The 26,476-nt window shown below is 62.7% G+C and carries 28 protein-coding genes; 22 read left to right on the top strand and 6 right to left on the bottom strand.

Translation table 11 applies throughout. From position 1 onward, the window contains the following. Positions 1–9: 9 nt before the first annotated feature. On the bottom strand, positions 10–672 hold the full coding sequence (locus FJ949_RS07415; RefSeq protein ID WP_224646739.1) for a uracil-DNA glycosylase: 663 nt from the start codon (positions 670–672) through the stop codon (positions 10–12). A gap of 11 nt (positions 673–683) precedes the next feature. Then, positions 684–1,265 (bottom strand): NYN domain-containing protein, encoded by a 582-nt coding sequence (locus FJ949_RS07410; RefSeq protein WP_140494612.1) that lies wholly within the window; start codon positions 1,263–1,265, stop codon positions 684–686. Positions 1,266–1,596: 331 nt separating this feature from the next. On the opposite strand from FJ949_RS07410, the gene rpoZ reads away from it, so the two are divergent. The 4 genes from rpoZ (at position 1,597) to FJ949_RS07390 (ending at position 5,353) form a co-directional block, all read left to right on the top strand. Next, positions 1,597–1,998 (top strand): DNA-directed RNA polymerase subunit omega, encoded by a 402-nt coding sequence (rpoZ, locus tag FJ949_RS07405; RefSeq protein WP_140494610.1) that lies wholly within the window; start codon positions 1,597–1,599, stop codon positions 1,996–1,998. A 128-nt stretch (positions 1,999–2,126) separates the two neighbouring features. Next, positions 2,127–4,355 carry a bifunctional (p)ppGpp synthetase/guanosine-3',5'-bis(diphosphate) 3'-pyrophosphohydrolase gene (locus FJ949_RS07400; RefSeq protein WP_140494607.1) on the top strand — a complete coding sequence of 743 codons (2,229 nt, stop codon included), beginning with the start codon at positions 2,127–2,129 and terminating at the stop codon, positions 4,353–4,355. Positions 4,356–4,383: 28 nt separating this feature from the next. Next, positions 4,384–4,962: an orotate phosphoribosyltransferase gene (gene pyrE / locus FJ949_RS07395; RefSeq protein ID WP_140494605.1), complete on the top strand. Its 579-nt coding sequence runs from the start codon at positions 4,384–4,386 to the stop codon at positions 4,960–4,962. A 10-nt stretch (positions 4,963–4,972) separates the two neighbouring features. Then, the gene (locus FJ949_RS07390; RefSeq protein WP_140494603.1) at positions 4,973–5,353 is read left to right on the top strand and encodes a VOC family protein; all 381 of its coding nucleotides are present in this window, start codon (positions 4,973–4,975) and stop codon (positions 5,351–5,353) included. A 6-nt stretch (positions 5,354–5,359) separates the two neighbouring features. On the opposite strand, the gene FJ949_RS07385 is transcribed toward FJ949_RS07390, so the two are convergent. Then, a complete protein-coding gene (locus FJ949_RS07385) occupies positions 5,360–5,881 on the bottom strand; it encodes a GNAT family N-acetyltransferase (RefSeq protein ID WP_140494601.1) in 522 nt (173 codons plus the stop codon). A 218-nt stretch (positions 5,882–6,099) separates the two neighbouring features. Here FJ949_RS07385 and FJ949_RS07380 point away from each other — a divergent pair, with 218 nt between their 5' ends. From FJ949_RS07380 to FJ949_RS07340, 9 genes are all read left to right on the top strand, one after another. Beyond that, entirely contained in the window at positions 6,100–6,699 is a 600-nt protein-coding gene (locus tag FJ949_RS07380) for a DUF2062 domain-containing protein (protein WP_140494599.1), read from the top strand. Then, positions 6,696–7,109 carry a holo-ACP synthase gene (acpS, locus tag FJ949_RS07375; RefSeq protein WP_140494597.1) on the top strand — a complete coding sequence of 138 codons (414 nt, stop codon included), beginning with the start codon at positions 6,696–6,698 and terminating at the stop codon, positions 7,107–7,109. Before FJ949_RS07380 ends, acpS begins: the two co-directional genes overlap by 4 nt. Positions 7,110–7,186: 77 nt before the next feature. After that, complete coding sequence (gene lepB, locus FJ949_RS07370; RefSeq protein ID WP_140494595.1) at positions 7,187–7,936, top strand: signal peptidase I; 750 nt, start codon at positions 7,187–7,189, stop codon at positions 7,934–7,936. Positions 7,937–7,940: 4 nt separating this feature from the next. Then, positions 7,941–8,666 carry a ribonuclease III gene (gene rnc, locus FJ949_RS07365; protein ID WP_140494593.1) on the top strand — a complete coding sequence of 242 codons (726 nt, stop codon included), beginning with the start codon at positions 7,941–7,943 and terminating at the stop codon, positions 8,664–8,666. Beyond that, positions 8,663–9,595 (top strand): GTPase Era, encoded by a 933-nt coding sequence (era, locus tag FJ949_RS07360; protein ID WP_140494591.1) that lies wholly within the window; start codon positions 8,663–8,665, stop codon positions 9,593–9,595. Before rnc ends, era begins: the two co-directional genes overlap by 4 nt. A gap of 5 nt (positions 9,596–9,600) precedes the next feature. Further along, entirely contained in the window at positions 9,601–10,491 is an 891-nt protein-coding gene (locus FJ949_RS07355) for an aminoglycoside phosphotransferase family protein (protein ID WP_140494589.1), read from the top strand. Positions 10,492–11,072: 581 nt separating this feature from the next. Beyond that, positions 11,073–12,209: a porin gene (locus FJ949_RS07350; RefSeq protein ID WP_140494587.1), complete on the top strand. Its 1,137-nt coding sequence runs from the start codon at positions 11,073–11,075 to the stop codon at positions 12,207–12,209. A 131-nt stretch (positions 12,210–12,340) separates the two neighbouring features. Then, entirely contained in the window at positions 12,341–13,111 is a 771-nt protein-coding gene (recO, locus tag FJ949_RS07345) for a DNA repair protein RecO (RefSeq protein WP_140494585.1), read from the top strand. Next, positions 13,108–13,626 carry a PaaI family thioesterase gene (locus FJ949_RS07340; protein WP_140494583.1) on the top strand — a complete coding sequence of 173 codons (519 nt, stop codon included), beginning with the start codon at positions 13,108–13,110 and terminating at the stop codon, positions 13,624–13,626. The genes recO and FJ949_RS07340 overlap by 4 nt, the downstream gene beginning before the upstream one ends. A 45-nt stretch (positions 13,627–13,671) precedes the next feature. Here FJ949_RS07340 and FJ949_RS07335 read toward each other — a convergent pair whose 3' ends face one another. Then, entirely contained in the window at positions 13,672–14,136 is a 465-nt protein-coding gene (locus FJ949_RS07335; RefSeq protein WP_140495041.1) for an NUDIX domain-containing protein, read from the bottom strand. 255 nt (positions 14,137–14,391) lie between these two features. On the opposite strand from FJ949_RS07335, the gene FJ949_RS07330 reads away from it, so the two are divergent. The 8 genes from FJ949_RS07330 (at position 14,392) to FJ949_RS07295 (ending at position 22,374) form a co-directional block, all read left to right on the top strand. Next, the gene (locus FJ949_RS07330; protein WP_140494581.1) at positions 14,392–17,124 is read left to right on the top strand and encodes a DUF2339 domain-containing protein; all 2,733 of its coding nucleotides are present in this window, start codon (positions 14,392–14,394) and stop codon (positions 17,122–17,124) included. Between the two features lie 61 nt (positions 17,125–17,185). Further along, the gene (locus tag FJ949_RS07325) at positions 17,186–17,428 is read left to right on the top strand and encodes a type II toxin-antitoxin system VapB family antitoxin (RefSeq protein WP_140494579.1); all 243 of its coding nucleotides are present in this window, start codon (positions 17,186–17,188) and stop codon (positions 17,426–17,428) included. Beyond that, entirely contained in the window at positions 17,428–17,844 is a 417-nt protein-coding gene (locus FJ949_RS07320) for a type II toxin-antitoxin system VapC family toxin (RefSeq protein WP_140494577.1), read from the top strand. The genes FJ949_RS07325 and FJ949_RS07320 overlap by 1 nt, the downstream gene beginning before the upstream one ends. Positions 17,845–18,001: 157 nt before the next feature. After that, positions 18,002–18,514, top strand: coding sequence for an RNA polymerase sigma factor (locus tag FJ949_RS07315; RefSeq protein ID WP_140494575.1), 513 nt, complete (start codon positions 18,002–18,004; stop codon positions 18,512–18,514). A gap of 2 nt (positions 18,515–18,516) precedes the next feature. Beyond that, complete coding sequence (locus FJ949_RS07310) at positions 18,517–19,308, top strand: anti-sigma factor (protein ID WP_140494573.1); 792 nt, start codon at positions 18,517–18,519, stop codon at positions 19,306–19,308. 206 nt (positions 19,309–19,514) lie between these two features. Next, positions 19,515–20,612 carry a GNAT family N-acetyltransferase/peptidase C39 family protein gene (locus FJ949_RS07305; RefSeq protein WP_140494571.1) on the top strand — a complete coding sequence of 366 codons (1,098 nt, stop codon included), beginning with the start codon at positions 19,515–19,517 and terminating at the stop codon, positions 20,610–20,612. 5 nt (positions 20,613–20,617) lie between these two features. Next, on the top strand, positions 20,618–22,081 hold the full coding sequence (locus FJ949_RS07300) for a RimK family protein (protein ID WP_140494569.1): 1,464 nt from the start codon (positions 20,618–20,620) through the stop codon (positions 22,079–22,081). Positions 22,082–22,101: 20 nt separating this feature from the next. Continuing rightward, entirely contained in the window at positions 22,102–22,374 is a 273-nt protein-coding gene (locus FJ949_RS07295; RefSeq protein ID WP_140494567.1) for a DUF3303 family protein, read from the top strand. An 18-nt stretch (positions 22,375–22,392) separates the two neighbouring features. Here FJ949_RS07295 and FJ949_RS07290 read toward each other — a convergent pair whose 3' ends face one another. Beyond that, positions 22,393–23,310 carry a LysR substrate-binding domain-containing protein gene (locus FJ949_RS07290; protein ID WP_140494565.1) on the bottom strand — a complete coding sequence of 306 codons (918 nt, stop codon included), beginning with the start codon at positions 23,308–23,310 and terminating at the stop codon, positions 22,393–22,395. Between the two features lie 115 nt (positions 23,311–23,425). Between FJ949_RS07290 and FJ949_RS07285 the strand changes: the two genes are divergently transcribed. Next, positions 23,426–24,316, top strand: coding sequence for a fatty acid desaturase family protein (locus FJ949_RS07285; RefSeq protein WP_140494563.1), 891 nt, complete (start codon positions 23,426–23,428; stop codon positions 24,314–24,316). Between the two features lie 9 nt (positions 24,317–24,325). Here the strand turns inward: FJ949_RS07285 and FJ949_RS07280 are convergent, their stop codons facing one another. Further along, a complete protein-coding gene (locus FJ949_RS07280) occupies positions 24,326–26,464 on the bottom strand; it encodes an EAL domain-containing protein (RefSeq protein WP_140494561.1) in 2,139 nt (712 codons plus the stop codon). Positions 26,465–26,476: the final 12 nt, after the last annotated feature.

Here is a 26,476-nt window from a genome sequence, read left to right as displayed (position 1 = left end):
TTCCAGACCCTACGAATCCAGGAACGCCGCAATTTCCCTGAAAACGCTGACGAACATCGCTTCGGTCAGCACGCCGGTGTTGGTGTTGTAGCGCGAGCAGTGATAGCTGGAAAACAGCGTGATGCCCCCGGCCTCCTGCCGCCCGCCATGCTTGAAGGGATAGGCGGCGACGCGCTGGCCCAGTGCCCGCACGGTCGACTGGTGCGCGATCGAACCAAGTGTCAGCACGGCCCGCAAATTGGGAAACCGTGTGATCGTCGGCACAAGGAAAGTCCGGCAGGTGGCGATCTCGGCGCCCACAGGCTTGTTCTCGGGAGGCACGCAGCGGACGGCGTTGGTGATTGCCGTTCCAACGAGCTCCAACCCATCGTCAGGCCGCGCCTTGAACTCGCCGCGCGCCAGGCCGTGCGCGATCAACGTGCCGTAGAGCAGGTCGCCGGCATAGTCGCCCGTGAAAGGCCGGCCCGTGCGGTTCGCTCCGCGCAGGCCGGGCGCAAGCCCGACGATCAGCAGCCGGACCGAATCGTCGCCTTCGGGCGGCAGGAAGGTCGGAACCGGCGCGTTGAACCACGATGGCTCGCGTTGCCGCCACTCGGCAATGAAACCATGCAGCCGCGGACAGAGCGGGCAATCGCGATCGGGTTCCGGGGAGGCGGCCAGATGTGCGGCCAACGCAGCCGCCCTCAGTACTCGTCCTCTTCCGTCTCGGCCGGTTCGGGTCGGCGCACCGGCCTTTCGGAGGGATCGCGGCCCACCTCGTTCTTCAGCGTCATCAGGTCGATGAAATGGTCGGCCTGGCGACGCAGATCGTCGGAGATCATCGGCGGCTGCGAGGCCATGGTCGAGACAATCGACACCTTGCGCCCGCGCCGCTGCAGCGCCTCGACCAGCGTGCGGAAATCGCCGTCCCCGGAGAAGATGACATAGTGGTCGACGACATCGGCCAGTTCCAGCGCATCGACGGTCAATTCGATGTCCATGTTGCCCTTGATCTTGCGGCGGCCGGTCGAATCGGTGAATTCCTTGGCCGGCTTGGTGACGACCTTGAAGCCGTTATAGTCGAGCCAGTCGATCAGCGGCCGGATCGAGGAATATTCCTGATCCTCGACCAGGGCGGTGTAATAGTAGGCGCGCAGCAGGTAACCGCGTTTCTGGAAGCTCGACAGGAGCTTGCGATAATCGATGTCGAAACCGAGCGCGCGCGACGTGGCGTAGAGATTGGCGCCGTCGATGAACAGGGCGATCTTTTCACGGGGGTCGAACATGGAAAAATTCCTTTTCGAAATAAGCGGCCGTCAAAACGAAATGCGACTATCAGTAGGGTTCGCAATAAACCGGCTGACCTTACGCTTTTCGAAATAACGCCAGTTTTGTGGCAATCCAAGGGTTCGTTGCCGCACTGCAAGCAATTGTGATCGCCGGCTTGGTACCGGGCGCACCGGAGCTCGACCGAAACGGTTTCGAAGGAATCCGACGAAGCAATGACAGATCGTGCGTTCTCCGGCCCCGGCATTCCATAATGCTTGTATTTTGGCGGCGTTCGGGTTATTGACCGCGCCTGTTTTCCATTAAATCCAGGCATGAAAGGGGCAATCCATGGCCCGCGTAACCGTTGAAGATTGCATCGACAAGGTCGACAACCGCTTCGAGCTGGTGCTTCTGGCCGGCCACCGTGCTCGTCAGATCAGCCAGGGCGCGCAGATCACCGTCCCGCGCGACAATGACAAGAACCCGGTCATCGCACTGCGCGAGATCGCCGACGAGACGTTGTCGCCCGACGACCTCAAGGAAGACCTGATCCATTCGCTGCAGAAGCATGTCGAAGTCGACGAGCCCGAAGCCGATGGCGAGGCGATCGCCGATCAGACCGGCGCAGCCGTCACGGCCGCCGATACCGATGATGCTGAGGACAACATCGCCTTCGATCGCATGACCGAGGAAGACCTGCTGGCCGGCATCGAAGGCCTGGTGCCGCCGGAAAAGAGCGACGACTACTAAGACTGCTTTGCGGAGGCGCCTGGAACAAGCTTCCGGCACTTCCGTCCCGGCAGTTTCGTGGCTATCTATGACATGCGCCGTGCAGCAGTGCGGCGCATGATTCATTTCATCGCCGAGAGATTCCGCCCATGATGCGTCAGTATGAGCTTGTCGAGCGCGTCCAGCGCTACAAGCCTGACGTCAACGAGGCGTTGCTCAACAAGGCCTATGTCTATGCCATGCAGAAGCATGGCCACCAGAAGCGCGCTTCCGGCGACCCCTATTTCTCGCATCCGCTCGAAGTCGCCGCCATCCTCACCGAAATGCACATGGACGAGGCGACGATCGCCGTCGCCCTGCTGCATGACACGATCGAGGACACCACGGCGACGAGGGCCGAGATCGACGAACTGTTCGGGCCCGAGATGGGCAAGCTGGTCGAGGGTCTGACCAAGCTCAAGAAACTCGACCTCGTCTCCAAGAAGGCCGAGCAGGCCGAGAATTTGCGCAAGCTTCTGCTGGCAATCTCGGAAGATGTGCGCGTGCTTCTGGTCAAGCTCGCCGACCGCTTGCACAATATGCGCACCCTCGACCATGTGCCGGAAGCCAAGCGCCTGCGCATCGCCGAGGAGACGATGGATATCTATGCGCCGCTGGCCGGGCGCATGGGCATGCAGGGCATGCGCGAGGAGCTGGAGGAGATCGCCTTCCGCTACATCAATCCGGAAGCCTATCGCGCCGTCACCGCCAGGCTCGCCGAGATTTTCGAGCGCAACAAGGGCGTGCTGTCCGAGATCGAGAAAGCGCTGTCGGCTCTGTTCGAGAAGCATGCGATCAATGCAGGCGTCAAAAGCCGGCAGAAGAAGCCGTGGTCGGTGTTCCGCAAGATGGAGGCCAAGGCGCTCTCCTTCGAGCAATTGTCCGACATTTTCGGCTTTCGCGTCGTCGTCGACAATGTCGAGGACTGCTATCGCGCGCTTGGCGCCATCCACACCGCCTGGTCGATGGTGCCCGGCCGTTTCAAGGACTACATCTCAACACCGAAGCAGAACGATTACCGCTCGATCCACACCACCATCGTCGGGCCGTCGCGCCAGCGCGTCGAGCTTCAGATCCGCACCCGCGAGATGAACAAGATCGCCGAATATGGCGTCGCCGCCCATTCGATCTACAAGGATACCGGCGGCAAGGCGAACGGCACGGCCCATTCGATCTCGAAGGAAACCAATGCCTATGCCTGGCTGAGGCGCACGATCGAACAACTCGCCGAGGGCGACAATCCCGAGGATTTTCTCGAGAACACCAAGCTGGAACTGTTCCAGGATCAGGTGTTCTGCTTCACCCCCAAGGGCATGCTGATCGCGCTGCCGAAAGGTGCCACGCCGATCGACTTCGCCTATGCGGTTCACACCGATGTCGGCGACACCTGCGTCGGCGCCAAGGTCAACGGCCGCATCATGCCGCTGATGACGGAGCTGAAGAATGGCGACGAGGTGGAGATCATCCGCTCCAAGGCGCAGGTGCCGCCGGCCGCGTGGGAATCCGTCGTCATCACTGGCAAGGCGCGCGCCGCCATTCGCCGCGCCACCAAGAACGCCATCCGCAAGCAGTATTCGGGTCTCGGCGCGCGCATTCTCGAACGGGCTTTCGAGCGGGCCGGCAAGAATTTCACCAAGGAAAACCTGAAGCCCGTCCTGCACCGGCTGGCGCGCAAGGACATCGAGGACGTGCTGGCGTCCGTCGGCCGCGGCGAATTGGCGTCCACCGACGTCATGAAAGCCGTCTTCCCAGATTACAAGGACGAGCGCGTCACGCCGGCGGCGCCCAAGCAGCGCGAGGAAGGCTGGTCGAAGATCCGCAACGCCGCCGGCATGCTGTTCCAGATCCCGGGCCGTGCCGCGCGCAAGGACAAGGACCAGCCGCGCGACGGCGCGGTGCCGATCCGTGGCGTGCGCGGTGACCTGCCGGTGCGTTTCGCGCCGGAAGGGGCGGTGCCTGGCGACCGCATCGTCGGCATCGTGCAGCCGGGCACCGGCATTACCATCTATCCGATCCAGTCGCCGGCGCTGCAGGCTTTCGACGACCAGCCCGAGCGCTGGATTGACGTGCGCTGGGACATCGACGAGCGCACCAAGGAACGCTTCCCCGCGCGTGTTTCCGTCACCGCCATCAATGCACCGGGATCGCTCGCCGACATCGCCCAGGTCGTTGCCTCGAACGATGCCAACATCCATACGCTGTCAATGGTGCGCACCGCGCCCGATTTCACCGAAATGCTGATCGATCTCGAAGTCTGGGATCTGAAGCATCTCAACCGGCTGCTGTCGCAGCTCAAGGACAATTCGAGCGTCAGCGATGCACGGCGTGTCAATGGCTAACTCGGCTGATCTACACGGGGATAGACGGATGAATACGGACGAAGTGCTGGATATTTTTCGCCAGGCTGGTGCTGTCCTGGAGGGGCATTTCATCCTGACGTCGGGTCTGCGCAGCCCGGTCTTCCTGCAGAAGGCGCGCGTGTTCATGCATGCCGATAAGACCGAGCGGCTGTGCAAGGCGCTGGCCGAAAAGATCCGCGCCGCCGTGCCGGGTAAAATCGACTATGTCGTCGGCCCGGCCATCGGCGGGCTGATCCCGGCCTACGAGACTTCGCGCCATCTTGGCGTGCCGGCGATCTGGGTCGAGCGGGAAGGGGGCGAGTTCCGGCTGCGCCGCTTCGAGATCGCGCGCGGCGCGCGTGTCGTCATTGTCGAGGACATCGTCACCACTGGATTGTCTATCCGCGAGACCATCGACTGCCTGCGCGAACTTGGCGCCGAGGTCACGGCGGCGGCCTGCATCATCGACCGCGCCGCCGGCAAGACCGATGTCGGCGTGCCGCTGATCGCCCTCGCCGAGTACGAGGTGCCGGCCTATCCGGCCGATCGGCTGCCGCCGGAACTCGCCGCCATACCGGCGATCAAGCCGGGCAGTCGCAATATCTGAGAGGGGCGGGATGATCATCAGTATCGATCATTTCGTGCTGACGGTGGCCTCACTCGAGGCGACCTGCGCCTTTTACCAGCGCGTTCTGGGCTTTAAGCGCATCGATACGCCGGGCCTGCCGACAGCCCTGGCTTTCGGCAACCAAAAGATCAATGTCCACGAGGTCGGCCGCACCTTCGAGCCGAAGGCGAAGTCGCCGACGCCCGGAGCCGGTGATTTCTGCCTGATCACCGATCGGCCGCTCGGCGAACTCCTCGCCAGTCTCGAAGCCGATCGTGTGGCGGTGGAACTTGGACCGGTCGAGCGGGTCGGCGCACGCGGTCGCATGATGTCTGTCTATTTCCGCGATCCCGAGGACAATCTGGTCGAGGTCAGTGAATATCTGGAATAGGCGCCGTTAAATCCGCGCGAGATCGAGCAGCATTGCGCAGCGCCGACTCGTTGGCATGCCGTGCGCGGCTTCCTGTCTCAGCCACCCGGCGAGCCGCGCATCGATCTGCGCATCCTCCAGGACGCGGAATCCGAACTTTCTGTAGAACGGCGCGTTCCAGGCAACATCGCGAAATGTCGTCAGCGTGATCGTCGCAAGGCCGCGGCGCCTGGACTCCTCGATAACGGTCTCCAGCAGGGCTCGGCCGATGCCCGAGCCCTGCCACTCATAACGAACGTCGAATTCCAGGATATGCAATGCATCGTCCTCAACGCTGGCGCTCAAGAAGGCGATGGCGCGGTCGCGCTTGTCCGTGGCGACCCAGCATGTGCCCTCGGCGATCATTGCGAGGTGCCGCTCGACGCTCATATTGCCGTCGTCGGCGATCCAGGCGAGGTCCGGTATGGAACGAAACGCCAGCCCGGCGGATTGCTCGATATCGGGCAACTCTTTCGCGTCGTCCTCTCGCGCTGGTCGAATGGTGGTCATGCCGGCCATCCTTCTCTTCTCCTCAGTTTCGCCTCAATGGCGATCTTGTTACCCCCTGCGGCAGACCATCGCGGCAGCGTTTCGTTGTTCCGAAGCCAGCCTGTCGCTATATCAAAGTCGTTGTTGCCTTTCTGCGCCCCGGAAGCGCAAGATAAGTTGCTGTGACCCGGCTTGGGCTGGCAGACGGCGGGTATTGGTAGATCAGGAATTGGAATAGAGTGCTTTTTCGACGCCGCGAGCCTGATGGCCTCTTGGAGCGGGTGCGTACCTATCTATGGCCGCGCCGGTCGTTTTCGCGCTCGCTGCAGTACTTTTCCAAGCGCATCCTGCGGCTGAAGGCCACGCCGCATGCGGTGGCGGCCGGCGTCGCCGCTGGCGTCTTTGCTTCGTTCTTTCCGGTGGGTTTCCATTTCGCCATTGCCGCGGTGCTGTGCTGGCTCATCGCCGGTAATCTGGTGGCGGCCGCACTTGGCGCAGTATTCTTCGGCAATCCGCTGACGTTCCCGCTGCTGTGGGGCGCCTCCTGGGAGACCGGCAAGCTGATCCTGCACAGCCGCCTGCCAGCGCACGGCCCGCCAGCACATCTGGGCGAGATGCTGCACAACCTTTCCTTCGCGCAATTGTGGGCCCCGGTGCTGAAGCCGATGCTGATCGGTGCGATACCGCTTGGACTGGCCTTTGGGGTTCTGTTCTACGCCATCACGCGCTGGGGCATGAACGCCTTTCGCGAGCAGCGGCGCAAACGGCTGGCAGAGCGCGCGGCCCGCCATGAGCAATCGTCTCACCCAAACGCAAGCATCGGTTCCACCGCGCGATGATCATCGGCATCGGCAGCGATCTGATCGATATCAGACGCATTGAAAAGTCCTTGGAGCGCCATGGCCAGCGCTTTATCCAGAGAATCTACACCGAAGTCGAGCAAGCCCGCTCCGAAAACCGTCGGGCGCGGGCGGCCTCCTACGCCAAGCGCTTCGCAGCCAAGGAGGCCTGCGCCAAGGCACTGGGCACCGGCCTGGCGCAGGGCGTGTTCTGGCGCGACATGGGTGTCGTCAATCTTCCGAGCGGCGCGCCCACCATGGCACTGACCGGTGGCGCCGAGGCGCGGCTGAACGCGATTCTGCCAAAGGGCCATCGGGCGATGATCCATCTCACCATCACGGATGATTTTCCGCTTGCTCAAGCCTTTGTGATCATCGAAGCGTTGCCCGTCGAACAAGCGCCACATTGATTGCATCTGACCACCGGCATGACGTTGCCCAGCGCGCGCCGAGACTCTATACCATCCAACGCACAATCGAGGACGACATGAGCGTGGCTGAAAAACCCCAGAAGAAATCCGGCGGGCTTGGCGAAACCGTCAGCGTCATCGTCCAGGCGCTCTTGCTTGCCTTGGTCATTCGCACGCTCTTGTTCCAACCCTTTTCCATCCCGTCGGGTTCGATGCGGCCGACGCTGCTCGAGGGCGACTATCTCTTCGTCACCAAATGGTCCTACGGCTATTCCCGTTATTCGCTGCCCTTCGGCCCGGACATCTTCTCGGGCCGCATCTGGGGCTCCGAGCCGAAGCGCGGCGATGTGGCTGTGTTCAAGTTCCCGCCGGACCCGTCCGTCGACTATATCAAACGTGTGGTGGGCCTGCCTGGCGACAAGATCCAGGTGAAGGACGGCCAGCTGTTCATCAACGGCGTCGGCGTGCCGCGCGTGAAGACCGGACAGATCGACAATCCCGACATCACCGAAAAGGATTATCCGATCGACGTCTATCGTGAGACGCTGCCCAACGGCGTCAGCTACGATACGCTGGATCTGTCGCCGAACTCGATCGGCGACAACACGCGCGAGTTCGATGTTCCGCCCGGTCACTATTTCATGATGGGCGACAACAGGGACAACTCCGCCGACAGCCGATTCTCCGTCGGCTACGTTCCGGCCGAAAACCTGGTTGGCCGGGCCAACCTTGTTTTCTTCTCGATCGCCGGCAAGGCGAGCCCGCTCGAAATCTGGAAGTGGCCGTCGCTTATGCGTGCTTCGCGCCTCTTCCACTTCGTTAATTAGGGTCATGGCGGCGACAAGACGGCTGACCGCCGACGCGCTCGCCGAAGCGCTGGTGGAGCGCACGGGCCATGCCTTTGCCGACCGCCGGCGCCTGCAGCGTGCCTTGACCCATGCCAGCGCCCGCGGCGCCAATGCCGGCACCGACTATGAGCGCTTTGAGTTCCTGGGCGACCGGGTTCTCGGCCTCGTGGTGGCCGATATGCTGCTGGCCGCGTTTCCCGATGCGGCGGAAGGCGAATTGTCGCTGCGGTTCAACGCGCTGGTCAATGCCGAGGCGCTGTCGGAGATCGCCGAACATATTGGTCTGCCGGAGCTGATCCGCGCCGGATCCGACGTTCAAGGGCTCGAGGGACGCAAGCGCGTCAATCTGCGCGCCGACGCGCTGGAATCACTGATCGCCGTGCTCTACCTCGACGGAGGGCTGGAAGCGGCGCGCGCTTTCATCCACAAATATTGGCAGCCGCGCTCGCAGGCGTCGGGTGCCGGCCGACGCGACGCCAAGACCGAGTTGCAGGAATGGGCGCATCAGGCGGCAAGCGCCGTGCCCGTCTACCGCATCGATAGCCGCGAGGGGCCGGATCACGATCCGCTGTTCACCGTCAGTGTCATGGTTGGTGGGTTTCAGCCGGCTGTCGGCAGCGGCCGCTCCAAACGCGAGGCCGAGCAGGCCGCCGCCGCCGCCCTTCTCATTCGTGAAGGTGTCTGGATCGATCAGGGAGACGCGGCATGACAGCCACGGAAGACACGGTTCCGGCCGCGCCTGCGGCCGTTACGCATTCCGGCTTCGTAGCGCTGATCGGTGCGCCCAATGCCGGCAAGTCGACGCTGGTCAACCAGCTTGTCGGCGCCAAGGTGTCAATCGTCACCCACAAGGTGCAGACGACGCGTGCCATCGTCAGAGGCATCGCCACGCACGACAACGCGCAGATCGTCTTCGTCGATACGCCGGGCATCTTCAAGCCGAAGCGGCGTCTCGACACGGCAATGGTGACGACAGCCTGGGGCGGCGCCAAGGATGCCGATATCGTGCTGCTCCTGATCGATGCCGAGCGTGGCATTAGAGGTGATGCCGACGCCATTCTCGAACGCCTGAAGGATGTGCGCCAGCCGATGGCGCTGATCCTCAACAAGGTCGACCGCGTCAAGCCGGAGGCGTTGTTGGCGCTGGCGGCAGCAGCGAACGAAAGAGTGCCGTTCAAGCGCACCTTCATGGTTTCGGCGCTGACCGGCTCCGGCTGCAAGGACCTTCTCGATTACCTTGCCGAGGCGCTCCCGGTGGGGCCCTGGTATTATCCGGAAGACCAGATCTCCGATCTGCCGATGCGCCAGCTCGCCGCCGAGATCACTCGCGAGAAGCTCTATCTCAGGCTGCATCAGGAACTGCCCTATTCCTCGCACATCGAAACCGAGAAATGGGAAGAGAAGAAGGACGGCTCGGTGCGCATCGAGCAGGTCATCTATGTCGAACGCGACAGCCAGAAGAAGATCGTGCTCGGCCACAAGGGCGAGACCATCCGCGCCATCGGCCAGGCGGCGCGTATGGAAATCGCCGGCATCCTCGAGCAAAAGGTGCATCTGTTCCTGTTCGTCAAGGTGCGCGAGAACTGGGGCGACGATCCCGAGCGCTACCGCGAGATGGGGCTCGAGTTTCCGCACTAGGATGGATGGATAGCAAGTCGAACATCGACGCAGCTTTGGTCAGCCGGTTGATCGCGGCGCAATTTCCTCGCTGGAGGGATCTTGCGGTTCGGCCGATTGAACCTGGCGGATGGGACAACAGAAGCTTTCGTCTCGGCGACGAGATGACCGTTCGGTTGCCCAGTGCCGCCGCCTATTTCCTGCAAGTGGAGAAGGAACATCGCTGGCTGCCGAGGCTGGCGCCGCTGTTGCCGCTGCCCATCCCTATACCGCTGGCGATGGGAGCCCCGGCCGAAGGCTATCCGTGGCATTGGTCCGTCTACAGGTGGATCGAAGGTGAGACTGCAAAGCGCGAGCGTATCGCCAACCTGTCGGAATTCGCGGCGGACCTGGCCGGCTTTCTGATTGCGCTGAAGCGGATCGACCCGGCTGGCGGACCGGGGCCGGGCCAACACAATTTCTTTCGCGGCGGGCCGCTGAACGTCTATGACGGGGAGACGAGACAAGCGATCGCGGCGCTCGACACCCGTATCGACGCCGGCGCGGCAAGCGCTGTCTGGGAAACGGCTCTTGCCGCCCCTTGGCAAGGCCCGCCCGTCTGGTTCCACGGCGATGTCAGCTGGGGCAATCTTCTGGTTGAACACGGCAGGCTAAGCGCGGTGATCGACTTCGGCACCTCCGGCGTCGGCGATCCCTCATGCGATCTGGCGATTGCCTGGACGTTGTTGGAGGGAAAGAGCAGGGGGGCCTTCCGCGCTGGCCTCGGCGTCGACGACGCGACCTGGGCGCGCGGCCGCGGCTGGGCACTGTGGAAGGCGCTGATCACCGCCGCCGGCGAGATAGACGTCAACTCGGCCGAGATCGAACAATCCTGGCGCGTGATCGACGCGGTGCTGGCCGACCACAAGCGCCGGTAATAACGACCCAAACCGTTGGCTGGTGGCTATCGACCAGGGACGCCGAGGTTCCGTTGGGTCGACTTCTCAGTTGGCCAGCGCGGATTCTTGCAGACGAGTCCGCCGACGTCGGATTGATCTTCCCATCATGGCCTGTGGTCCGTCCCGGCGTGCCCGTGACCCGCTGAAAAGACTCCTTCGAGGGGATCGGCTTCGGTTTCACGTGGCTGGGGAATGGCTAGGTAGAAACGACCATGGAAGTGGGTTTATTTACGCGAAGTTTCTCAAACAATTGGTGTTCGTAGAATATCATCATAAAATTGGAACATACAGGGAATTATTACGGAAATATGACAATGTTCCACTTGTGCGGTGCCGTGGTTTGAAGTGAATTCGCCAGTGCTATTTCTGCAACACAGATTTAATCTACGTCATCAATCCCGAATGTTTGTGGAATTGTCATTGAAGGCGGAAGATTGATGGGTATGTTCGCCGCGAAAAGGGGACGCGGTGCGGGCCTTTTTCGTTGTGGTGAGGCGGGAAAATATATCCGCCAACCAAAATCCGAAGCCATTTTTAACTTTGACTGGAGAGGTCAGAAAATGAACATCAAGAGCCTTCTTCTCGGCTCAGCCGCGGCACTGATCGCGGTCTCCGGCGCTCGCGCCGCCGACGCTGTCGTCGTCGCCGAGCCGGAACCCGCTGAATACGTCAGGATCTGCGACGTCTACGGCGCCGGCTACTTCTATATCCCCGGCACCGAGACCTGCCTGCGCATCGGCGGCTATCTCCGCTATGACATAGGCGTCGGGGACAGCGGCACGCTGGATGGCGTCAACAACGTTGCCGATCACATGGACGGCGATAGGCACGACACCTACTACAAGAACATGCGCTTCGCGCTGAAGACCTGGACCGGCCAGGAAACCGAGCTCGGTACGTTGAAGACCTACACCGAGACTCGCTTTCAATTTGGCAACAGCAGCGGCGACTATGAGACTGGCGGCACTGGCTGGCAGGCCGGCAACAAGGCGACGACCCTCAACTTCGCCTGGATTCAGCTCGGCGGCCTGCGCGTGGGTAAGGATGAAACGGCATACGATTCGTTTATCGGCTATGCCGGCAACGTCATCCAGGACACGATCATCCCGTACGGTATCAAGGATACCAACGTCGTGCAGTACTATTTCGACGCTGGCAGCGGCTTCTCGGCCGTGGTCTCGCTCGAAGAAGGTACCGGCGTCAACACGATCGACAGCTATGTTCCGCATGTCGTCGGCGGCTTGAAGTACAAGGGCGACTGGGGTGCGGTCACCGGCGTCGTCGCCTATGACAGCAATTACGAGGAAGTGGCCGGCAAGGTTCGCTTGGACGTCAATGTCGGCAAGGAACTGACGCTGTTCGTCATGGGCGGCTACGGCACCAACGACAACATCAACGACTTCGGCACGGGCCGCACCCAATACAAGCCGTGGGGTGGAAACTGGGCGATCTGGGGTGGCGGCACCTACAAGTTCAACGACAAGACCTCGTTCAACGCCCAGATCTCCTATGACGACTGGAAGAACCTCGGCGTCGCTGCCAACGTCGCATACACGATTGTGCCCGGTTACACGATCACGGCTGAAGTCGATTACCTCAATGCAGGAAAATTCGACGACGCCGACTTCAACAACTGGACCAAGGCCGACAAGAAGAGCAGCGTCGGCGGCATCCTCCGCTTCCAGCGCTCGTTCTAACGGATCGACTGACCCCACCAGACCGCCCGCAGCTATGCTGCGGGCGGCTTTTTATGCACCCTTGCGAGAGCCAGCCCAGGCACCAAGCCCGTACCTTGATTTCGCCACCCGATCGGTGAAATGCTCCAGGCATGGAATGGCGCGACGAGGGAATCATTCTCGGCACCCGCAAGCATGGCGAAACCAGCGCCATCCTCGAGGTGATGACGCGTGCGCATGGCCGCCATCTCGGCCTCGTGCGTGGCGGGCGCTCGCGCAAGCAGCAGCCTGTTCTCCAGCCCGGCAACCGTGTCGACCTGCTTTGGCGGGCGCGCCTTGATGAGCACCTCGGCACGTTCCAGGCCGAAGCGATCGAGATGAATGCGGCCAGGTTGATGGAGAGTGCGGTCGCCGTGTATGGCCTGCAGACCATGGCCGCGCATCTGCGCCTGTTGCCCGAGCGCGACGCCCATGGCGGCCTCTACGAGGCACTGTCGGTGATGATCGTGCATCTCGATGACGTCGATGCGGCCGGCGAACTGGTGGCCCGTTTCGAGCTCCTGATCCTCGACGAACTGGGTTTCGGTCTCGATCTCAGCCAGTGCGCCGCGACCGGCACGCGGCAGGATCTTGCCTATGTCTCGCCGAAATCGGGCCGAGCGGTGTCGCGGGAAGCCGGCGCGCCCTGGCGCGACAAGATGCTGGCGCTGCCGGCCTTCCTGCGTGGCTCCGGCCTGCGCGCCGATCCGGCGGCGATCCAGGATGCCTTCCGGCTCACCGGCTTCTTCTTCACCCGTCACGTCTACGAGCCGCGCGGCATCGAGCAGCCGGACGCGCGCTCCGGCTTCCTCGCCGCGCTGCGCAAGCACCACACGACAAAAGGCCTGTCGGGAGAAACCGCCGCGAGAGAAATCATCACATGAGCGAAGTGGAACTTTATCCAGGCCGGGTCTCGCCGCTCGGCCTCGGCACCATTCCGCATGCCGACATGCTTGCCTACACCGGCCTGGAACTTTTGCAGCGCATCATCGATGGCAAATATGCGGCGCCGCCGATTTCCTTCCAGCTCAGCTTCGCGCTGACCGAAGTCTCGGAAGGCCGTGCCGTGTTTCGGGGTGTGCCGAACGAGCGCCACCTGAACCCGTTGGGGGGCGTGCATGGCGGCTGGGCGGCGACACTGCTCGATTCGGCGCTTGCCTGCGCCGTGCAGACGCTGCTCGCAAAAGGCGAGGCCTATACGACGGCGGAATTCAAGGTGAACCTGACGCGGCCGATCACGCCCAGGACCGGAGAGGTGGTCTGTGAGGGCAAGGTCATTCACAAGGGCCGCACGCTGGCCGTTTCGGAAGCGACGCTGAAGGACGCCGGCGGCAAGCTGCTGGCTTTCGGCACCGAGACATGCTCGATCTTCCCGGCCTCCAATCTGGCGGCACGATAGGAATCGTCCTAAGGCGCACTGGGCGAGCGGTGATAACAGCGGATGTTATCCGGCATTTTGCCGTTCCACGAAATCGTCCAGGATCGCGCGCTGGCCTTTGAGTATCTTGAGACCGGCCTCCAACTCTGAAAACCAACCGGCCCGGTCCACTTCGGGAAATGCCTTCATGGATCCCGACCTTGGCGGCCACTCCATGGTGAACATGTTGCTTTTGATGGCATCGGTGTCGACGTCGGCCTCGACGCTCCACGCACTCACGATCTTGCCGCCAGGCTGCCGATAACTGCCGACAGGCTGGAAGTCGCCGTTGATGGCGACGCCGAGTTCTTCTTCCGCCTCACGTCGGGCGGCTTTCAACTCGTCCTCACCTTCGTCGACGAGCCCTTTGGGGATAGACCATGCCCCCTCGTCTTTTCTTGCCCAGAACGGTCCACCCGGATGGACGAGCAGGAACTGGAGGGCCCCGGCGTTTCGCCGGTAGATCAGCAGTCCTGCGCTTCGTTGCGGCATACGTATTCCCATGACATCGCTTGGAGAACCCTTTGCGGCCAAGGTATCATAGGCCATCGGCTGCGGGTTTGGCAGGCAATGTTCCGGAAACCGGCCATTCGCAAGCGATGCCGAGGGCCAATGGGCGCAAGCCGCTGGCTTTCGACGCCGAAACATGCTCGATCTTTCCAGCCGCCGATCCGACGGCCGTTGGCTGGTCGTTTGCAGGCCACATTTGATTGTCAGTAGCAACTGGTCTGGTTTGGGGGAGCCGCCATGTTTGAAAGCCTGATCGGCCTTGTCGCCATCATCGCGCTGTTCGTCATCATTTCGCGCCAGCAGAGCCGCATCGGACTGATCGAGCGTGAGCTAGGCGCACTGCGGAGCCTCGTCCTTTCCGGCGCCGTGCCGCCTCTCGCCAAGCAGTCCGAACCGGCGGCGACCGAGGGCCAGCCGGCCGAAGCCGTTGTTGCTGCGGCCGTGGTCGTTTCGCCAACGGCCAGCGAGGCAGCCACCGGGCAGGCGCTGCCGGCTCTGGAAACCGACGCCGTGACGGACGAGGTCAAGCCGGGACCATGGACACCAGGCGAGGCGGCGCCCAAGGTAGCCGAGCCTGTCGCAGCGGTGAAAGCGCCCGGCAAACCCGATATCGAAACGGCGCTCGGCACCCGCTGGGCGGTCTGGGTCGGCGGTTTGGCACTGGCGCTGGGCGGCCTGTTTCTCATCCGCTACACGATCGAAGCCGGAATTTTCGGCCCCGGTGTGCGGCTGACCATGGCCGGGCTGCTCGGCCTTGTGCTGATTGCAGCCGGCGAATTCATTCGCCGCACCGGCTTCAGGGTGCCCGTGCAAGGCGCCGCAGGCGCCTACATCCCGGCGATCCTGACTGCGGCGGGCGCCTTCATCCTGTTCGGCGCCGTCTATGCCGCACATGGCATCTACGGATTTATCGGGCCGGCGCTCGCCCTCACGCTGCTCGGCGCCATCGGCATAGCGACGATTGCCGCCGCCCTTGTCCACGGCCAGGCGCTGGCTGGTATCGGCCTAGTCGGCGCCATGGTGACGCCGATGCTGATTGCCTCTCAGGCGCCCAATCCCTGGGCCCTGTTCGGCTATCTGGCGATCGTGCTTGCCGCCAGCGGCGTCATTGCCCGCATGCGCGATTGGAAGTTGCTGATGACGGCGGCCTTTGTCGGTACCGGCATCTGGACGATCCTCTACATGACCGATGCGCCGGGCGCGAATTTATCCGTGATCCTGTTCGTGAACACCGTCACGCTGGCCGTGCTCGCCTTCGTCTGGCTCGGCCGCCGCAGCGACGAAGGCGGATCAGCCACGGCTTTCGACTGGCCGTCCGTCGCGCCGGGCCTGTTTGTTGCCCTCTCGGCGCTGGGCCTTTCGGTCGATCCGGCCTTCGTCGCTGCCGGCGATGCCTTGCCGGGAGCCGTCGTGCTCGCCGCGATGGTGGCCGTCGCGCTCTACCGCCCCCCGGCGCTGCCACTGCTCTATGCGGCGGGACTGGTGACGGTGCTGATCTATCTCGGCATCATCCCGCCGACTTCGATCGCTTCTGATTTTTCAGGCGACGTCTTGGGCATCGATGCCGTGCCCCTGGCTACATCGAACGCACTGACCTTGCGCATCGGTGTTGCGCTTGGCCTTGTCTTCATCGGCGCCGGTTTCTGGGCCGCCCGCAAATTTGCCGCCGCGACCCACTTCCGCGCTGCGTCATGGGCGGCGTGGGGCGTCATCGTGCCGTTGGTCGTCCTGCAGGCACTCTGGTTCACGTTCGGCAATCTCGACCGCGATCTTGCCTACGCCGCCGTGGCGGCGCTGCTGGTCGTGGTTTTCGCTGCCGGCGGCGAGTGGATCGCGCGCGGCGAGCAACCGCCGTTGCAGGGCAGGGCGGCCGTATCCTTCGCGCTCGGCGGAGCCGCGCTCGCAGGCCTGCTGATGCTGCATATGGCCTTCAGTTCCGGCTGGACAACCATCCTGCTTGGTGCGGCCGCAATCGTGCCGGCGCTGGCCACACGCTGGCGTTCCTATCCGGTGCTCGGCTGGATTTCGGTCAGCGCGGTCGCGGCGGTGCTTGGACGTGTCATCTTCGATCCGACCGTCGTCGGTGCCGGGTTCCTGTCGACGACCCCGGTTTTCAACTGGCTGCTGCCGGGCTATGGCGTGCCGGCGCTCGCCTTCGCTTTCGCCGCCTGGCAACTGGCCCGCACCACCGACGGCCGGCCGCGCCTGGCCATGGAAGCTTCGGCGGCGCTGTTTGCACTGCTGACGCTTGCCATGCTGGTGCGCCACGCCATGCATGGCGGTGTCCTCAACAGCGATGCGCCCACACTTGCCGAACAGGCCATCTACACGCTGATCGCGATCGGCGCCGGCGCCATACTCGTGGCCATCGACAGGCGCTCGCCAAGTTCCGTGCTGCGCTACGGGTCCATGGCGGCGGGCGTGATCTCGGTCGCCTTCATCGTCGTGCAGCATTTCCTGGTGCTGAACCCGCTCTTCACCGACGAGTCGACCGGGCAGATCCCGGCCTTCAACCTGTTGTTCCTCGCTTATCTCCTGCCGGCGGTCGCAGCCGGCGGGCTTGCGCTCTATGCCCGCAACAAGCGGCCGAAATGGTATGCCGCCATGCTGGCGCTGGTGGCGGCCCTGCTTGCCTTCGCCTATGCCACGTTGTCGGTGCGGCGCCTGTTCAAGGGCGAGTTCATCGGCTTGTGGAGCGGCCTTGGCCAGTTGGAAACCTACACCTATTCGGCACTCTGGCTGATCATCGGCGTGGCGCTGCTGACCGCCGGCGTCTGGCTGAAATCACAGGTGCTGCGCATCGCCTCGGCCGCATTGATCGCGGTCGCCGTACTGAAGGTGTTCCTCTTCGACATGTCGGAGCTGGAGGGTGTGCTTCGCGCACTGTCCTTCATCGGCCTTGGCGCCGTGCTGATCGGCATCGGCCTGTTTTACCAGCGGCTTTTGACCAGGGCGGCGAAAGAGACTTGAGGGTTAGCATTGTTTGAATATTCAAAATGGAATATATGAATATTCCACGGGAGATATTCAAATGCCGCTCTATATCCGCGACGATGAGGTAGATGCTCTGGCGACGAAATTGCAGCGCGAGACGAATGCGCCGAGCAAAACGGAAGCCGTGCGAACCGCGCTTTTGCACGAACTTGAACGAAGCCGCGCCCGCAAACCGCTGCGGGAGAGGATTGCCGTTCTTCAAGCGCAAGCAGCGGCGTTGGGGCCGTCCGACACCACCTTCGACATCAAGGCATTCATGGACGAGATGTGGGAAGACTGATGTTTGTCGACGCATCGGTTGTCGTTGCAATTCTCGCCAAGGAATCGGGTTGGGAGGAATTGCTGAAGCGGATCGCCGACGTCGACGGTCAGCTGTACATTTCAGCGCTTGTTCGGCTCGAAGCTACGCTTGCCCTCGGGCGAGTGAATGCCGGTGCCAAAAAGCCGACTCCCGAAATGCTGTCTGCGGCGCGCGATCTGGTCGATGCGTTCATTGTTGAGATCGACGCTCGCAATGTAGCCATCAACGAGGATATCGGGGGGCGCGCCATTGATGCCAGCATCCGGTACGGCAAAGCGGTCGGTCATCCGGCCGACCTTAATTTTGGTGATTGCTTTTCCTACGCCTGCGCCAAGGCTCTTGATGTTCCGTTGCTCTTTAAAGGCAATGACTTTCTCAAGACCGATTTGGCGTAGTTGGCCTCCTATTGATTGCGGGAATAAACCCGCCGCTTCCATCGTTACATCATTGCTTGGGTGACCGGGGCGGTGGACCGCTTCGCACTGGCTGCTTGCGTCGCGCCGCGAAGGCGCGTTCAATCTGATGAATAGGGCAATTCCGAAACCAGCGGTCATGGACGAAAAGAAGGCAGCAATCCTCGGCGAAATACCGCGCCTGCGCCGCTACGCACGCTCGTTGTTGCGCGACCGCGACGCCGCCGACGATCTCGTCCAGGACTGTCTCGAACGGGCCCTCATGCGGCTCGACAACTGGCAGACGGGAGAAAGCCCCAGGAGGTGGCTGTTTACGATCATGCATCATTTGTTCATTGACCAGATGCGCAAAGTGAACCGGCGCGGCGAAGCCGCGATGCTGTCGCTGGAAGCGGGCGAGGCGGTTGCACAGCCGGCCGAGCAGGTGGAAAGCATCGCCTCGCGCGAGATCGTCGACGCATTGCAGGCGATCAGCCCCGACCGCCGTGCCGCACTCGTCATGGTCGCGATCGAAGGCTTTTCCTATGCCGAGGCCGCCAACATCCTGGGAGTGCCGGCGGGAACGCTGATGTCGCGCATCGCGCGCGGGCGCGAGGAGTTGCGCGGACTGCTGGACGACACGGCACGCCGCCGTTCGATAAGGATCGTCTAGAAATGATCCGCCGCGATTTCTCCGAACGCGACATCCACATGGCACTCGACGGCGAGTTGCCGGCCGATGAGCGCGCCGCCTATGACGCATGGCTCGACGCCACTCCCGAGATGAAGGCGAAAAGCGCCCGTTTCATCGCCGACAGGACGGCATTGCGAGATGCCTTCGCTGGCGTGATCGACGAGCCGGTGCCGGTGCGGTTGCGCAAGGTGGTGCTTGGCGAGACGCCAACCAGGACGCCAATGCCACGCTCGCGCTGGTGGCTTGCCGCCGCCGCTGCCGGTCTACTGGCCGCGGGCGGGCTTGGCGGCTACTTTGCCGGCAGCGACGGTATTGGCCGGGAAGATCAGGCCGAGGATCAGTTGGCCGAGCAGGCGATCGCCGCGCATGTCATCTATGCCGCCGAGAAGCGGCATGCGGTGGAAGTGCCGGCAAGCGACAAGGATCATCTGCTGACCTGGCTGTCCAACCGGGTCGGATTGAAGCTGGTTGCGCCGGACTTGACCGGCAGCGGGTTCCAACTGGTCGGCGGCAGGTTGCTGCCGGCTGGCGAGAGCAAGGCGGCAATGCTGCTCTATGAAGACGACAAGGGCGAGCGCATATCGCTCTTTGTAACGGCCGAATCGGTGGAGAACGCCAGGGGGACCTACGCTTCGGCGCAAGCCGGCCCGCAGGCCGTCTACTGGCTGGACAAGGGCTATGGCTGCGCTGTCGTCGGCTCAGTGCCGCGCGAGCAATTGGCCATCGTGGCCAAGAGCGCCTACAGCCAGCTTCTGGCCGGCCTGGCGAGTTGAACAGCATCGTTTTTTGGCGCCGCCGCCTACTCGAAAACGGTGACCTGGTTCAAAGCCTTTGTCCTCCCGGGCTGGCGCCGAATCTGTCACAATTCGGCCCTAATCGAGGTGCGATAGCGCTGGATGGGCGCTGCCGTTTTGGGCTGGTGTCTGGACGTTTCGAATAGGGCCTTCATCACAACCCAATCGAGGTTTTCCAAGCCCGCATGCCTGCCGAGATTCGCACGGCCCGCGCGACTGACGTCGATGATCTCGCCGCCATCGAGAAAGCTGTTTTCTCCAGCGACCGCATTTCCCGTCGCTCCTTCCGACAGTTCATCGAGCGCGAGACCGCCGAGACGCTGGTCGCCGAAAGAGATGGGCGCGTCGCCGGTTATGCGATTGTGCTGTTTCGCAAGGGCAGCGGCGTGGCGCGCCTTTATTCGATCGCCACCAGTCCCTTTTTTGGCGCCCTCGGCATCGGCCGCCGGTTGCTAGTGGCGGCGGAGGAGGCGGCCTTCGAACACGATCGCATGATGCTGCGCCTAGAAGTGCGGGAGGATAATGCCCGCGCCATCAGCATCTACGAGCGGGCCGGCTACCGCAAGATCGGCCGCGAACCCGATTACTACGAGGACGGCGCCACGGCGCTGCGCTACGAGAAGACCTTGCGCGGCGAACTTCCGGCCGCCACCAGCGTGCCGTTCTACCAGCAGACCTGCGAATTCACTTGCGGTCCCTGCTGCCTGATGATGGCCATGGGCAATTTCGATCACGACTTCGTACCGGACCCGGTCAGGGAAATTCGTCTTTGGCGCGAAGCGACGACCGTCTTCATGATGTCGGGCCCGGGTGGCTGCGAGCCGTTCGGCCTCGCGGTCGCCGGCTATGAGAGCGGCCTTGCGGCCGAGATTTACGTGTCGTTCTACGGCGCGTTGTTCCTCCAGTCGGTGCGCAGCGCGGACAAGCGCCGGGTGATGGAACTGGCCCAGGTCGACTTTCGCCGACGCGCGGAACTTTACGGCATCCCGGTGAATTACCGTTCATTCACCATCGACGACATTCGCGCCGCGATCGCGAAAGGAAAATTGGTGCTGGTGCTGATCAGCGGCTTCCTGATGTTCGGCAAGAAGGTGCCGCACTGGGTGTTGGCCATCGGCGACGACGGTGACCATATCCTGATCCACGATCCCTGGGTTGAGGACGAGAGGCAGGAGACCATCCTTGATGCCGCCAACATTCCCGTGCCTTACGGCATCTTTATGAACATGGCGCAGTTCGGCCGCGACGGACTGCGCGCCGCCATCACTCTGGGGAAGCGCTGATAACAATGACCTGGGTTATCTTAACTGGCCGGCAGAGCGATCTCGACCAGGTGGCGACACCGCACAAGATTATCACCAACCGCGACTATCTCGCGCATCCGGCGCTGTTTCGCGGCCAGCGTCCCAAGGTCATCAACCTGTCGAACAATTACGGCTACCAGAGCCGCGGCTATTATGCCTCGCTGCTGGCGGGTTCGCGCGGCCACAAGGTCATCCCGACCGTAGAAACCATGATCGATCTGTCGGAGCGCAAGCTTTACGAACATGCGCTGCCCGAACTGGAGCTGGCGCTCAACAAGTGCCGCAAGGATCTTGGCGGCGCTTTTCCGGCGAAGGTCTGCATCTTCTTCGGCATTGGCCCGTCCAAGGTGTGGGACCGATTCGCCAAGCTCCTGTTCGACTGGTTCCGCGCGCCGGCGCTCGAGGTCCACATCAAGGACAGCGCCGAGTGGGCCTCGATCCGCAAGATCGGCTTTCATCCCCTTGCGCGCATGACCGAGGAGGAGGAGAGCTTCTTCCTGCAATGCCTGGACACCTATACCAATCGCGAATGGCGCGACACCAAGGGCCGCACGCCGGCGCGCTACACTTTCGCCACGCTGGTCGATCCGCATGAGGAATTGCCGCCCTCGGAAATCTCCTCGCTGCGCTACTGGGCCAGGATCGCCGAAAAGATGGGCGTCGAAATCGAGCCGATCACCAAGAGGGACCTCGCCAAGCTCGCCAATTACGACGCGCTGTTCATCCGCGAGACCACCTCGATCTCCAACCATACCTATCGTTTCGCGCGCCGCGCCCAGCAGGAAGGCATGCCGGTCATCGACGACCCGCTGTCGATGATCCGCTGCACCAACAAGGTCTATCTCAACGAGCTGATGGCCTACAACAAGGTGCCGGTTCCGCCGACCGTGATGATAGCCGGCACTTCCGACCTTGAACTGGCGGCGCAGACGCTGGGTTTTCCGCTGGTGCTGAAAATCCCGGATTCCTCCTTCTCGCGCGGCGTCAAGAAATGCGCCAATTTCGAGGAATTGAAGACACTCGCCACCGAATGGCTGGAGGATTCCGATCTTCTGATCGCGCAGAAATTCATCCCGACCGAATATGACTGGCGTGTCGGCGTGCTCGGCGGCCAACCGCTGTTTGCCGTACATTACCTAATGGCCAAGAAGCACTGGCAGATCGTCAACCACAAGGCCAGCGGCAAGCCCGACCAGGGCGGCATCAAGACCTTCACGCTGAAGGAGACGCCGCCCCATGTCGTCGAGACGGCAGTCAAGGCGGCGCGCTGCATCGGCGACGGCCTCTACGGCGTCGACCTCAAGGAGACCAAGGACGGCGTCTTCGTCATCGAGGTCAACGACAATCCCAACCTCGATCATGGCTGGGAGGACTCCGGCGAGAAGGACGAGGTCTGGGTACGGCTGACGCAATGGTTCCTGGAACGTTTGGAGCGGCCGGGCCGATAATCATCCAATCGGGGGCAGAGATGCTGTTTTTGGTGACCGAGGATTTTCGCGGCTGCGACCGCAAGGAGATCTACCGCCGCTTCCGCGATTACGGTCGCCTGAAGCCCAACGAGCTTCTGGTGCACCATAGCTGGATCGCGGCGGACATGAGCCGCTGTTTCCTGCTGGTGGAGACCGACGACGTCACGCTGCTGCAGCGCTGGGTGATCGAGTGGGCGGATCTGGTGGAGTTCGAGATCGTGCCGGTGGCGGCGAACAAGGACATGGTCGAGGCATTGAGCGGGCACCTCTGACCATCGCCGCTTGCTGGCTCAGCGGAGCGCCGGCGAGCCCACCGCGCGCTGGCATTCATCGACCAGCCAGGCGCGGAACGCCGCCACGACGTCTCTTCTTGCGCTCCGCTGCGGAATCGTCAGGCAATAGGGCTGGCGCAGCGCAATCGCCTTGGCGACAGGCCGGACCAGCCGGCCGTCCTCCACGGCCTCGGCGCAATAGATCCCTTGCGCCAGCGCCACGCCCAGTCCCGAAATGGCGAGGTCGAGCGCCGCGCGCGAGGAGTTTGCCGACAGGCCGCGCTGAATGCCGCGCCCAGGCGCTATGCCGGCCGCCTCGAACCAACTGCGCCATGAGGGAAAGGATGCGCCGGTCGGTCCCCAGTCGGTGTGGATCAGGGGCAGCCCGGCGAGCGGACCGCCATCCGCCTCCAGCACGCTGGCGAGCTTTGGCGCGCAGACGGGATAGACCGCGTCCTGGACAATGTCCTCGATCGGGTGCTCACGATAGTGCGGACCGTAGGAGAGCCTGAGGTCGATCAGGTCGCGGTCGAACGACACCGGGTCGTCATCGCCCCTGAGAGATATGTCGACGGCACCGTGGATGGCGATGAAGCCGGCAAGGCGCTCGGAAAGCCAGCCCATGGCCATGGACGGCGGGACCGAGACGACGAGCCGCGGGCGGAACGCATCGCCTGCAAGCTGGCGCGAGACGCTGCCGATTTCCTGGAAGGCCATGGTCAATCGAGGCAGCATCTCGACGCCAGCCTCGCTCAGGACGACACGCCGGTTGGCGCGGTGGAAGAGCTTGCGGCCGACTTGCTCCTCGACCATGCGGATGAGCTGGCTGACTGCGGCGGCCGAGACCGAAAGCTCTTCCGCCGCCGCGGCGAAGCTGCCGGTGCGCGCCGCCGCCTCGAAGGCCTGAAGACCTCGCAACGATGGCATTGCAACCATGGCGGTGACCAAAAAGATAAGTTCAGCTTATCTATATTGCAGAAATCCTCGTTGTTAGAAAGGTTTCTTGCTGGGGTATGCTGACCGAATGAATTCAATCAGCCGGGATGCCCCTATGGATCATCGTGACGTGATCGCCTCGCTGACGAATGAGGAGCGCAGCCGGCTAACCGGCAAGTCGGATGGGCCCGGCCTTGTTCAGCTCGCTTTCCACCTCGGCGCGATCCTGCTCCTCGGATCGTTGATCGCCGCCAAGGTGCCGTTCTGGCCGCTGCTGATGCTGCCGCAAGGCATACTGATCGTGTTCCTGTTCACGCTGCTGCATGAGACGGTGCATCGCACGGCTTTCGAAAGGCAATGGCTGAACGACGCAGTCGCGCGTGTCTGCAGCCTGGCGATCGCGCTGCCGGCCGACTGGTTCCGCTATTTCCATTTCGCCCATCACCGTTTCACACAGGATCCCGAACGCGATCCGGAGCTGGCTTTCCCGAAGCCGGAAACCTGGCGGCAGTACCTGGTCCACGTTTCCGGACTTCCAGTGTGGTTGGGGCATTTGAAGACGCTCTACGCCAATGCCGTGGGACGTTGCCAGGACAGCTACGTGCCCCCCAAGGGGCGTCCGAAGGTACGCGCCGAGGCGCGCGCGATGATTGCCTTCTACGCCGTCGTGCTGATGCTCGCGCTGTGGTTCAAGGCGACGGTGCTGCTCCATGTCTGGATCTTTCCCGCGCTGCTCGGCCAGCCGTTCCTGCGGCTCTATCTGCTGGCCGAGCATGGCCGCTGCCCCTTCGTCGCAAACATGCTGGAGAATACCAGGACGACGCTGACCAACTGGGCTGTGCGCAAGCTTGCCTGGAACATGCCCTTCCATGCCGAGCATCACGCCTATCCGGGCGTGCCCTTCCACCGGTTGCCGGAGTTTCATGCGCTGATCGAGCGGCATCTGAAGGTTGTCGAGCCGGGTTATATCGGCTTCCATGAAAAATACATCGAGACGCTGCGCTGATTTATGGCGTCAGCCGGTCTGGCTGCGCACCGCGCTCGATTTCAACAGGTGCTGAATCTCCGCCGCCTTTGACGGCACGCCGATCAGATAGCCTTGCGCCTCCACGCAGCCGTTTCGGCGCAGCATGTCGAGCTGTGCTTCGGTTTCCACGCCTTCGGCGGTGACGGTGATGCCCAGTTCGGCGCCCAGCCCGATGATGGTGCGCACGATCGCTGCGGTATCGAGATTGCCGATGTCGGAGATGAAGGAACGATCGATCTTGATCTTGTCGACGGGAAAGCGCCTGAGATAGCCGAGTGAGGAATAGCCGGTGCCAAAGTCGTCGAGCGCGATGCGGATGCCGAGTTCACGCAACTGTCGCAGCGTCTTCAGGACGGCTTTGCTCTCGTCCATCAGCACGGTTTCGGTGATCTCCAGTTCCAGTCGTCTGGCCGGCACGCCCGAAAAGGCCAGGGCAGAGATGACGCTGCGAGCAAAGCCGCCGCTTTTGAGCTGCACGGCGGAGACATTGACCGCAATGCGCAGGCCAGGTGGCCAGGCTGCCGCCGTCGCACAGGCCTTTCGCAGCGCCCATTCGCCAAGCGGCACGATCAGCCCGGTTTCCTCGGCGACCGGAATGAATTCGTCCGGCGCCACAGTGCCGCGCGACGGCGAATGCCAGCGCATCAGGGCCTCGGCGCCGACAATCTCGCCCGAAGCTATGGCCATGATCGGTTGGAAATCGAGATCGAATTCCCGGCTCGGCAGCGCCGTATCGAGATCGGCTTCGAGCGCCCGGCGCGCGCGCACCGTGGCATCCATGCCGGGCTCGAAGAAACGGTACAGGTTGCGCCCTTCGCTTTTTGCCCGGTAGAGCGCCATGTCGGCGTTTGTCAGCAATGTATCGGCGTCCCTGCCATCGCCGGGAGAAAGCGCGATGCCAACGCTGACGCCAACATGCATGTCCCGGCTCTTGTCATGAAATGGTTTGGCGATGGCCTCGACAATGCGTTTCGCCAGTTTTTCCGCGCTCGCCAGGCCCTCGACGTTGAATTGGACGATCACGAACTCGTCGCCGCCAAAACGGGCGACGATATCTGCGTCGTTGTCCACGCAGCGCAGCAGTCTTGCGGCCACGCCTTTCAGCAGCCGGTCGCCAGCCGGATGTCCCAGCGTATCGTTGACGACCTTGAAGCGGTCGAGGTCGAGCGAGAAGATTGCCAGCGGTCCCGCGGCCGCATCCTCCAGTGCCCGGTCGAGCCGGTCGCGAAACACCGAGCGATTGGGCAACCCGGTCAGCACGTCGTGATGCGCAAGATGGGTCATGCGCTCCTCGGCAAGCCTGCTCTCGGTCACGTCATCGAAAGTGGCGACCCAGCCGCCGCCGCTCATCGGCCGGCGGGCAACCATCAGCGTTCGTCCGTCGGCGAGCCGGCGGGGGGTCGACCGCGTCTGGCCGGCCAGCACGCGAGCCTCGGTCCTCGAAACTTCGTCCTCGACATCTATGGGCGCATAGACCCCAAGGCGCACCAGCCGTTCGAGGAGTTCGCGGTGAGTCATGCCGAGCGGCAGATCCACCTCGGTCACACCATAAAGCTCCAGGATGCGCTGATTGCGTACGATCAGCCTGCCGCCGGCGTCATACATCAGCAGGCCCTGCGACATGTTCGCGAGCGCCGCGTCGAAGCGGCGATGCTGTTCCTTGAGATCCTGTTCGGCGCGCCGCTGCTCGGTGATGTCTTCGTAGATCGAAACCCAGCCGCCCGATGCCAATGGCCGGTGCGAGATGCTGATGATGCGTCCATCAGAGAGCGCCTCCTCATAGGTCGAGGGTTTCGCTCCATCGATATAGGGCTTGCGGATGGCGTAAAGTTCTTCGGCGCTTTGCGAGGCGATGCCGACATCGACGCTGTGCCGCAGGATGTCGATGAAACGGATCCCCGGCTGCGCCACGTTGGCGTCGAGGCAGAAGATGTTGATATAGTTGCCGTTGCAGATGATCATACGCTCGTCGGCGTCGAACATGCAAAGACCATGCGACATGTTCTCGACGGCGGCCGAAAAGCGTTCGTTTTGTTCGCGCAGTTCGTCTTCCATATCACGACGATCCACGCCTTCGGCCCCCTGTTCAGGGACGGTCGAACCATCCTTGTCGTCAACGACGGGCATGAGGCGTGCCTG

Origin of the sequence: Mesorhizobium sp. B2-4-1, assembly GCF_006442185.1 — a bacterium.
In the GTDB taxonomy this organism is placed as follows: Bacteria; Pseudomonadota; Alphaproteobacteria; order Rhizobiales; family Rhizobiaceae; genus Mesorhizobium.
The sequence above is the reverse complement of the archived record's forward strand: the minus strand, read 5'-3'. Positions and strand labels throughout refer to the sequence as shown.